A 1,523-nucleotide genomic window follows, 5' to 3' on the forward strand; every position below is an offset into this window, starting at 1 on the left:
TCAGTAACCCAGACCGGCTGCGCCGGCCGCCGTGAGGCCGGGAAAATCGGGGTGTGTCCGTCCGGGACGCCGGTGAATCTGTGATGCCTGTGAGCTCGCGTGTCAGTATGGCGTCGGGAGCCGCTTGCAGGAACCGTCAATTGTTGCGGCAGCACGCGGACCAGACTCTTCAGCCCTGTGGCTCCTCCGGACGGCACACCCTTGAGACCGGTCGCGGGTGGGAGGGGCTGTCATGGATGTACTGCACGAGCGATGCGCCGCCTTGGACATCGGCAAGAAGGACCTCAAAGCGTGCGTACGCACCCCGAGCCCGAGCGGCAGGCGATCCCGCAAGCAGGAGGTCCGGACCTTCGCGACGACGACCAACTCCCTTCTTGAGCTGCGGGACTGGCTGATCGCAGAGAAGGTCACCCTGGTGGTGATGGAGGCAACCGGCGACTACTGGCGCGGGGCGTTCTACCTGCTCGAGGACTGCCTGAACGTGATCCTCGTCAACGCGGCCCACGCCAAGGGCCTGCCAGGCCGCAAGACGGATGTCGCCGACTCCGCGTGGCTGTGCCAGTTGGGCGAGTGCGGACTGCTCAAGGCATCCTTCGTGCCGCCCGAGCCGATCCGGCACCTGCGCGATTTGACCCGCTACCGCTCCACCCTCGCCGGCGAGCTCTCCCGGGAAGCTCAACGGCTGGAGAAGGAGCTCGAGGACGCCGGCATCAAGCTCTCCACCGTGGCCACCGACATCCTCGGAGTGTCGGGGCGTGCCATGCTGGACGCGCTCATCGACGGGGAGCGCGACGTCCATGCGCTCGCACAGATGGCCAAGGCCCGCATGCGGCCGAAGATCCCCGACCTTGTGGAGGCGCTGACCGGGAACTTCGGCGACCACCACGCCTTCCTGTGCCGGCTCCATCTGGTGCGGATCGACCAGATCAAGACCGCGATCGCGGAGCTGTCGATGCGGATCGAGGAGGAGATGCGCCCTTTCGCCCGGCAGCTTGAACTACTGCAGACGATCCCTGGCGTCGGGCAGGGCGTCGCTGAGGTCCTGATCGCGGAGACCGGCGCTGACATGGCCCGCTTCACCACCGCCGGCCACCTCGCGTCCTGGGCGGGCGTCTGCCCCGGCCACCACGAGTCCGCGGGCAAGCACAAGTCCGGCCGCAGACGCCACGGCAACCGCTGGCTCGGCGCCGCCCTCGGCACCGCGGCCATGGCCGCCTCCCGGACCCGCGACCGCACCTACCTCGGCGCCCGCTACATGCGACTCATGCCCCGTCTCGGCAAGAAGAAAGCCCTGGTCGCCCTCGAGCACTCGATCCTCACCGCGGTCTGGCACATGCTCACCCAGAACACCGGCTTCCACGACCTCGGCGGCGACTACTACACCAAGCACGACCCCGAACGCGCCCTCCGCCGGATCACCCGCCAGGCCAACGCCCTCGGCCTCACCGTCCGCTTCGAACCCATCGAAGCAGCATGACACTGACCGCCCGGAGGCCAGTCAGACGTTTATTTTCGGACCAGAC

Annotated in this window: 1 protein-coding gene; it reads left to right on the forward strand. The window is 67.8% G+C overall.

The window, feature by feature from the left end; all coding sequences use genetic code 11:
• Positions 1 to 232 precede the first annotated feature (232 nt).
• Positions 233 to 1,477 (forward strand): IS110 family RNA-guided transposase, encoded by a 1,245-nt coding sequence (locus ABTY04_RS40930; RefSeq protein WP_352218510.1) that lies wholly within the window; start codon positions 233 to 235, stop codon positions 1,475 to 1,477.
• The last annotated feature ends 46 nt before the right edge of the window (positions 1,478 to 1,523 follow it).

Source organism: Streptomyces sp. NPDC097981 (genome assembly GCF_040302565.1).
Classification (GTDB): domain Bacteria; phylum Actinomycetota; class Actinomycetes; order Streptomycetales; family Streptomycetaceae; genus Streptomyces.

Coding starts and splice junctions, on each gene's coding strand:
- ABTY04_RS40930 (WP_352218510.1), top strand. CDS start 233: ATGGATGTACTGCACGAGCGATGCGCCGCCTTGGACATCGGCAAGAAG.